General features: G+C 61.5%; 7 protein-coding genes and 1 pseudogene. 4 read left to right on the top strand and 4 right to left on the bottom strand.

The genetic code is table 11. The annotated features are described in order from the left end of the window. From NKJ90_RS33525 to NKJ90_RS17605, 3 genes and pseudogenes are all read left to right on the top strand, one after another. Positions 1-450, top strand: a pseudogene (locus NKJ90_RS33525) (hypothetical protein); the annotation flags it as partial. A 71-nt stretch (positions 451-521) separates the two neighbouring features. Next, on the top strand, positions 522-803 hold the full coding sequence (locus tag NKJ90_RS17610) for a metal-sensing transcriptional repressor (RefSeq protein WP_023758556.1): 282 nt from the start codon (positions 522-524) through the stop codon (positions 801-803). Positions 804-811: 8 nt separating this feature from the next. Then, the gene (locus NKJ90_RS17605; protein ID WP_352486410.1) at positions 812-2,149 is read left to right on the top strand and encodes a cation diffusion facilitator family transporter; all 1,338 of its coding nucleotides are present in this window, start codon (positions 812-814) and stop codon (positions 2,147-2,149) included. A 43-nt stretch (positions 2,150-2,192) separates the two neighbouring features. On the opposite strand, the gene NKJ90_RS17600 is transcribed toward NKJ90_RS17605, so the two are convergent. The 4 genes from NKJ90_RS17600 to NKJ90_RS17585 all read right to left on the bottom strand — a co-directional run bounded on the left by NKJ90_RS17600 (position 2,193) and on the right by NKJ90_RS17585 (position 5,536). Beyond that, positions 2,193-2,960 (bottom strand): sulfite exporter TauE/SafE family protein, encoded by a 768-nt coding sequence (locus tag NKJ90_RS17600; RefSeq protein ID WP_352486409.1) that lies wholly within the window; start codon positions 2,958-2,960, stop codon positions 2,193-2,195. Between the two features lie 207 nt (positions 2,961-3,167). Next, positions 3,168-4,016 (bottom strand): DUF1259 domain-containing protein, encoded by an 849-nt coding sequence (locus tag NKJ90_RS17595; RefSeq protein ID WP_245266528.1) that lies wholly within the window; start codon positions 4,014-4,016, stop codon positions 3,168-3,170. Positions 4,017-4,094: 78 nt separating this feature from the next. Continuing rightward, on the bottom strand, positions 4,095-4,565 hold the full coding sequence (locus NKJ90_RS17590; RefSeq protein WP_023758560.1) for a chromate resistance protein ChrB domain-containing protein: 471 nt from the start codon (positions 4,563-4,565) through the stop codon (positions 4,095-4,097). Beyond that, on the bottom strand, positions 4,562-5,536 hold the full coding sequence (locus tag NKJ90_RS17585; protein WP_352486408.1) for a Fe-Mn family superoxide dismutase: 975 nt from the start codon (positions 5,534-5,536) through the stop codon (positions 4,562-4,564). Before NKJ90_RS17585 ends, NKJ90_RS17590 begins: the two co-directional genes overlap by 4 nt. Before the next feature lie 104 nt (positions 5,537-5,640). Here NKJ90_RS17585 and NKJ90_RS17580 point away from each other — a divergent pair, with 104 nt between their 5' ends. Beyond that, positions 5,641-6,618 (top strand): chromate resistance protein ChrB domain-containing protein, encoded by a 978-nt coding sequence (locus NKJ90_RS17580; protein WP_023758562.1) that lies wholly within the window; start codon positions 5,641-5,643, stop codon positions 6,616-6,618.

The raw sequence follows: 6,618 nt of genomic DNA, 5'->3' as shown, positions 1-6,618 counted from the left end.
AAACCGCTAATCCTGCAATCCAAAAGCCGCTATCCGCCTCAATCAACATGCCAGATCAACGGCTTGCGGATAGTTCACGGTCGACAAAACCGCATCCGGGGCCATATCAATGCGGCTTTACATTCCCAAGATAGGAATATCGTTTCACGTCCCTATGGGCGACGTTTCGGAAATGAACCAGGAGATGGATCGCCAAGGCCGCGGCGGCTTGGGCCCGTCAACTATCGAAAGTCGCTATGTTCTGGAGGACGTTCCTTTCGGGCTGCTGCCGACGGAACTCTTGGGGAAGATCAGCGGAAACCAAGCAAATCCTTCATGAGGCTGGAAATCAACATATTCTCGGCCGCTTATGGTCGCGATCTCAAAGGAGACAATAATATCCTTCCAGCACTCGGCATCGAAGGACTGGCAAAAGCTGATATTGAAAACCTTTGCCGTAAAGGATTTTGACGAGACAAAGGGCTGCGATCAAGGCCTTCTGAGGCTTGTTACATCCCCTCCAGGAGGATAGTATCCGTCGCATGAGCGGCCAATCCCACATCCACGAAACCCATCCCGATATCGTCAAGCGCCTGAAAAGGGCCGATGGACATCTCAAGGGCGTCATCGACATGATCGAAGCGGGCCGGCCCTGCCTCGACCTCGCCCAGCAGCTTCATGCTGTCGAGAAGGCCATCTCGCAAGCCAAGAAGACCCTGATCCAGGATCATCTCAACCATTGCCTTGAAGACGTCGTCGGGCCCTTGGCGCGCGAGCAGCGCCGCTCGATCGACGAGTTCAAGGATATTACCAAGTACCTGTGAGTAACGTCATGCTTGGTAGAGTGCGGGACTGGTTCGGCTTCGGCCCTATGACAGAGGGCTTCAGCGGCCACGGACATGACCACGGTGATGGTCGCCATGGCCACACCCATGGCGTCATCGACCCGACGATCGCCACGACGACGCGCGGCATCTGGGCGATCAAATGGTCATTCGTCGTTCTGGCCATCACGGCAGCGCTCCAGCTTGTGGTCGTGTTCCTCTCCGGCAGCGTGGCGCTGCTGGCCGACATGATCCACAATGTCGGCGACGCGGTTACTGCCATTCCGCTGTGGATCGCCTTCGTGCTGGCCCGCCGCAAACCGAGCAAGACGTTCACCTACGGACTGGGCCGGGTCGAGGATCTGGCTGGGATCGTCATCGTTCTCATCATCCTGTTCAGCGCCATCGTCGCCGGCTACGAGGCGATCGACAGGCTGATCAAGCCGCGGCCCATCGCATTTCTCGGATGGGTCGCCATCGCCGGCCTCATAGGGTTCATCGGCAATGAAGCGGTCGCCGTATTTCGTATCCGCGTCGGGCGAGAGATCAACAGCGCAGCCCTGATCGCGGACGGCTATCATGCCCGCACCGACGGCTTCACCAGCCTGGCGGTCGTGCTCGGCGCTATCGGCGTCTGGCTGGGCTTTCCGCTTGCCGATCCGATCATCGGGCTGCTGATCACCGTGGCGATTTTCGCCATCGTCTGGCAGTCGTCGAAAGCCGTGTTGACGCGCATGCTCGACGGAGTCGAACCCGGCGTCATCGACGAAATCCATCATGCCGCCGAACACGTGTCGGGCATCGGGCGCGTTGAAGGCGTGCAGGCACGCTGGATCGGACATCGCCTGCATGCCGACGTCGCCATCAGCGTTCCGCATGCGGCGACGGCCAAGGACGTGCTGGGTGTTACCGAAGCCCTCAAGGAGGAGTTGTTCGCCCACTTGCCGGCGTTGGCGGAAGCCAATGTCCGCCTGTTGAGCCCGGCCGCGCCGGCCGTCACTGGCGCGGAAACCTCTGGTGCTCACCATCATGCGCCGGAGCCCTTCAAGGTCGCCTGCGATCTGGCTGCTGGCACATTAGAGATCGTCGATACACCGGCTGGCGAGCGGATGCGGCTGACGATCGACCGGCATGCCGACGATCTGACGGCGACGGTATTCATCGACCGGTCCGGCGGGCCGGAAACGATTCGCCTCGAACCTGTCGGCGACAACCATCACCGCCTTGAGAGCACCGTCGCCCCTGCCGAGCCGCATGAATTCCGGGCAAGGCTGGTGCTGATTGCGAAAGATCGCGAACAGGTGCTGCGGTTCAAGATGGTCGAGCCCGAAGGTCACCATCATTAGGTCGACTGGCGGAACCGGGCGAAGCTTCTCCAACCTGAGCGGGTTAGGGCCCGGCCGCCCGCCAGGCCTGCACAACGATGCTGTGCTGGTTCCAGATCATCAGCGCTCCACTCACAGCCATGAGCGCGACCACCAGGCGGCGGAACTGTTGTCCACTCAGGTGTTCGAGCCAGGGCTTGGCCAGCAGATTGGCAAGCGCGGCGCCCAAACCCGCGGCTATGCCGTATATAGCCGCCTGACCACCGAGCGCGCCGAGTCCGGTGAATACCGTGATCTTCACGACATCGGTCACAAACGAGTTCACGGATTTCGTGGCGACCAACGTCTCCTTCTCCGAACCGTAGTTCAGATAAAGCGAATTCAGGACGGGTCCCACAGTGCCCATAAGCGCCGACAACAGGGCGACGATCAGGCCGGCCGGGAGAAACCACCAGCGGCGGGCTCGGTAGCTCCGCTCGCGCGCGCCGCCGCGAAATTCCCAGACTGCACTGATCAGATAGATGCCTATGAGTATCTGGAGCCATTCCGCCCGACTGTTGGCGAAGAGCCAGGAGCCCGCCGCGGCACCGGCGATGGCGCCGGGCAGGTACCAACGGACCAGGCTCCAATCGATGTCGCGCCGAAAGGCCAGGGCGCGGACGGGATTGCCGATGAGCTCTGTCAAGGTGATGACCGGCGCAACCGCCGCGCTGCCTGTGATGAAAGTCACGGCGGGGATCAGCAACAGACCCCCGCCTCCGGCCGAGAGGGTGTTCAGTGTCCAGGTGAGGAACCCCGCCAACGCCAGGAGGCTTAGTCTGATCCAGTCCATCCGATCAGAACGAAGCGAGCCTTCGATCGTTCCGGACGTATCGGTTCACAACAACCCGGCCCGCCGCTCGTGTGCGATGGAAAGGCGATCTCCGGCGCAATGCGGATGGCGGAGAGACGCAGCGCCGGAGAACCCGAGGCGGCGGGAAGAAGGCCGTTCGCTCCGAGCCGGCCGAACTCCGCCGTTGGACGCGCGCGGACACCCAATCTAACTCTTCTTGACGGCGACTTTGTCGAGGGCTGCGCGCAGTCCTTTCGCCAGCTTCTGTGCATCGTCGTTCGCCCAGAAATGCATGAAGAAGAGCCGCGGCTTCTCATCGAGCATGTGGCTATGCAATGCGGTGATCTCGATGCCATTGTCCTGCATGACGTTGATAACCGGATTGACCTCCTTTGCCGTCAACACAAAATCCCCCGTGATCGCCGCCTTGCCGCCACCTGTCGATTGGAAGTTAATCGCTATTGCCGAGCCCATGGCCGCCGGCACTTCCATTCCATTTTCCTCGACCGGCTTAGCGCGCGGTATTGTAAACTGGTAGACCGCTCCGTTAGCGTTACCCTTGTAACCGATGGTTTGGTCGACACTGGCCGTGTCGAACTCGATCTGCGGAGCGGCTTGCGGCTGGGCGCCGCCTCCCATCGGTGTTTTGCTCAGCGCCAATCCGGCATGAAGCGCCGTTGCGAGCGTAACCGGGTCGCCCTGGCCGAGGACGTGCACGTAGAGCGTCATCGGCTCCGCGCGCAGCAAGTGGTTGTGCACCGCAGTGATCTCGATCCCACCTTCTTCAAGCTTCTTCATGACGGGGTTCACTTCGTCCTGCGTCAGAACGATGTCACCCATCACCATTGCCTGATCTCGCTTGGGTTCGAACGCGATCCAGCCTCCAAGCGCAAATCCGGGGTTCAGGGATATGCCATCGAGCGAAACCTTCAGGTCCGTTCGTGGCAGCCCGACCCTGTAGACGCCATCAGGCGTCTCGGTTCCGGATTTGCCAAGCGCCTTTGCGATTGTTTCCCAATCGGGTGCCGCCGATGCCGGCTGGAGCAGCGCCGACATCACAATCAGCATCGCTCCGGTTACGAGTTTTGCATGCATGGGGTTTCTCCTTGTGATCTGCCCCCATTGCCCAATTCGTCATGCGGCCGCCGGCTTGATGGCGGGTGGCCAGCTATGCGTTTCCGCCTTGCGGCCCGAAGCCCACGCGTAGAGCGCGTCATAGATGACGAAGCCGTGCTTCAGCACCTCGTGGTCGTCGGGCGTCAAGTCCCGCAGACCCATGGAGATCGCCAGCAACCCTGCCGACTGTGGCGTGAGATCGTGCCGGTCCGTGTCGGCGCCGCGTACGATCGCGGCAATGGTTACGATCGCCGGGTTGCGCTCGAGCCCATTTTTGGAAACGAAGGTGTCGAAACTGCAGCCGTCGCCGACATGCGTGAATTCGACGCCGGGCACGTCGTAAGGCGTGGCGCCCGTTTCCTGGGCGACGCGGATCACCTGATCGGGCGGCACGAAGAGGAACTCAGGTTCCTTGTCGATGAAACGCGCAATCAGCCAGGGGCAGGCAATGCGGTCGATGACCGGACGTTCGCGAGTAACCCATTTCATGGCGCAATCCTTTCTTCGTTGACCATCAGAGGGACAGTGCGCGCGCCGATCGCATGCCAAGCGGCAATGCCGCCTGAAAGCGCACTCGCATTGACGCCGCGGCGACGCAGTTCGGCGACGGCGTCAATGCTGACCTGGAAGCCGTAGACGCAATAGACGATGACCGGCCTGTCCGTCGGCAGTTCATCCGCCCAATCGGCGATCTTCTCGGGCGCGCGGAGCTTGGCCCCCGGCAGCATGTCGCCGCGCTTTGCCAGATCCTCGGCAAGGCAGACGTCGAGCACGATCAGGTCTTCTCCTTGATCGAGACGCGCCCGCAGTTCCTCTGGCGCAATCGCTGGAACCGCATCGTCCGATGCCGATCCTGTTGAAAGATCACGCGGCGCGACGGCCCGGCGGTGGCGGGCAGCCACCCGTTCCCAATGGATGTTCTTCATAAAGGCATCGACATAGGCGCCGGCCTTGGTGCCGAAATCCATGTGGTAGGCATGTTCGTACATGTCGAGCGCAAGGATCGGCATGCCGCCGGCAAGACAGTTGGTGTGGTCCGCCGCCCATTGGATCGTCAGTCGGTCGCGCCGCTCCGACCAGGTCAGCAGGGTCCATCCCGAGCCTCCTGCCTGCGCCTTCGCACAGGCCATGAACTTGGCGCGCCAGGAGGCCACGCTGCCGAAGTCGCGCTCCAGAGCCGCAGCGAGATCGCCTCCGGCATCGCCGGTGCCACCGAGTCCGTCGAAATAGATTTCGTGCAGGATTGCTGAATTGGCGGCGACCAGTTCCTCGCGTTTCAGACCGTTGATGTCGAAAACTGGCGCCGCGCCCCAGTCGAGCCCGTCGAGCTGCTGTTCGATGGCGTTGAGGCGACGAACGGCACCGCCATAGTTGTTTTCGTAGTGACTTGCCAACAGCCGCTCGGAGAGGCCGACGAGGCGAGGCGGCTTGAACGGCAACGGCATGATCTGGTGTGGCATCGGTTTCCCCACTCTGCGGCACGGCCGTGAGGGGGCGAACGCTATGCTCGAATGAAAAATGATACAAGTGTTGCATTTGGCTTTGTTCGTGATACGGTTCACTTATGAGTGAGGGGCAATCACAGGAGCAGCGCTGGCTGCTCCTGATCCATCAGCTGCCAAGCAAACCCGCCTACTTCCGGGTGAAGATCTGGCGACGCTTGCAAGGCATCGGCGCGGTCGCAGTCAAAAGCACCGTTTACGCCCTGCCGGCCAATGCCGAGATGCAGGAGGATTTCGAATGGCTCCTCAAGGAGATCGTCGCTGGCGGCGGCGAGGCGATGATGTGCGAGGCGCGCCTCGTAGATGGTTTGTCCGACACCCAGGTCCGTGCGCTCTTCGACGCAGCCCGTGACGCCGACTATGCGGAGATCGTCAAGGAAGCGCGCGATCTGGCCGTAGCGATCAAGACCGACGCGACATCGGAAAAACATGCGGAAGCGCGCCCGCAACTCGGCCGTTTGCGCAAGCGGCTCGCCGACGTCGTGAAAATCGACTTCTTTGGCGCCAGCGGTCGCCTCACTGTCGAGGGACTGATCGCCGAGCTCGAGGCACTGCTTATTGAGGATGCCACCATGACCAAGGAACCGAAGAAGGCGGCCGAGCCGGGTGAGCTCAAGGGCCGGACCTGGGTCACGCGCCGGGACGTGCATGTCGACCGCATCGCCTGCAGCTGGCTGATCCGTCGCTTCATCGATGCCGATGCAACAATCCGCTTCGTCGCTGGTAAGGGATACGTGCCAAAGGAGGGCGAATTGCGCTTCGACATGTTCGAGGGCGAAATCACCCATGAAGGCGACCGCTGCAGCTTCGAGGTGCTGCTGGGTCGCGCCGGCATTACGGATACGGCTTTGCAGGCGATCGCCGAGGTCGTCCACGATATTGATCTCAAGGACGCCAAGTTCAATCGCGAGGAAACTACCGGCATTGCCAGCCTGATCGCCGGGATCGCCATGGCGAATGCCGGTGACGAGCAACGGATCGCCGAGGGCGCTTCGGTGTTCGACAACCTCTATCGATATTTCCGCTCGAAGCGCGGGTGA

Source organism: Mesorhizobium sp. M0051 (assembly GCF_040323235.1).
Lineage (GTDB): Bacteria > Pseudomonadota > Alphaproteobacteria > Rhizobiales > Rhizobiaceae > Mesorhizobium.
This window is presented reverse-complemented; position numbering and strand designations above follow the sequence as displayed.

Excerpts from the sequence above, each read along its gene's own strand:
- NKJ90_RS17610 (WP_023758556.1), top strand. The coding sequence starts at position 522 with ATGAGCGGCCAATCCCACATCCACGAAACCCATCCCGATATCGTCAAG.
- NKJ90_RS17605 (WP_352486410.1), top strand. The coding sequence starts at position 812 with ATGCTTGGTAGAGTGCGGGACTGGTTCGGCTTCGGCCCTATGACAGAG.
- NKJ90_RS17600 (WP_352486409.1), bottom strand. The coding sequence starts at position 2,960 with ATGGACTGGATCAGACTAAGCCTCCTGGCGTTGGCGGGGTTCCTCACC.
- NKJ90_RS17595 (WP_245266528.1), bottom strand. The coding sequence starts at position 4,016 with ATGTCGGCGCTGCTCCAGCCGGCATCGGCGGCACCCGATTGGGAAACA.
- NKJ90_RS17590 (WP_023758560.1), bottom strand. The coding sequence starts at position 4,565 with ATGAAATGGGTTACTCGCGAACGTCCGGTCATCGACCGCATTGCCTGC.
- NKJ90_RS17585 (WP_352486408.1), bottom strand. The coding sequence starts at position 5,536 with ATGCCACACCAGATCATGCCGTTGCCGTTCAAGCCGCCTCGCCTCGTC.
- NKJ90_RS17580 (WP_023758562.1), top strand. The coding sequence starts at position 5,641 with ATGAGTGAGGGGCAATCACAGGAGCAGCGCTGGCTGCTCCTGATCCAT.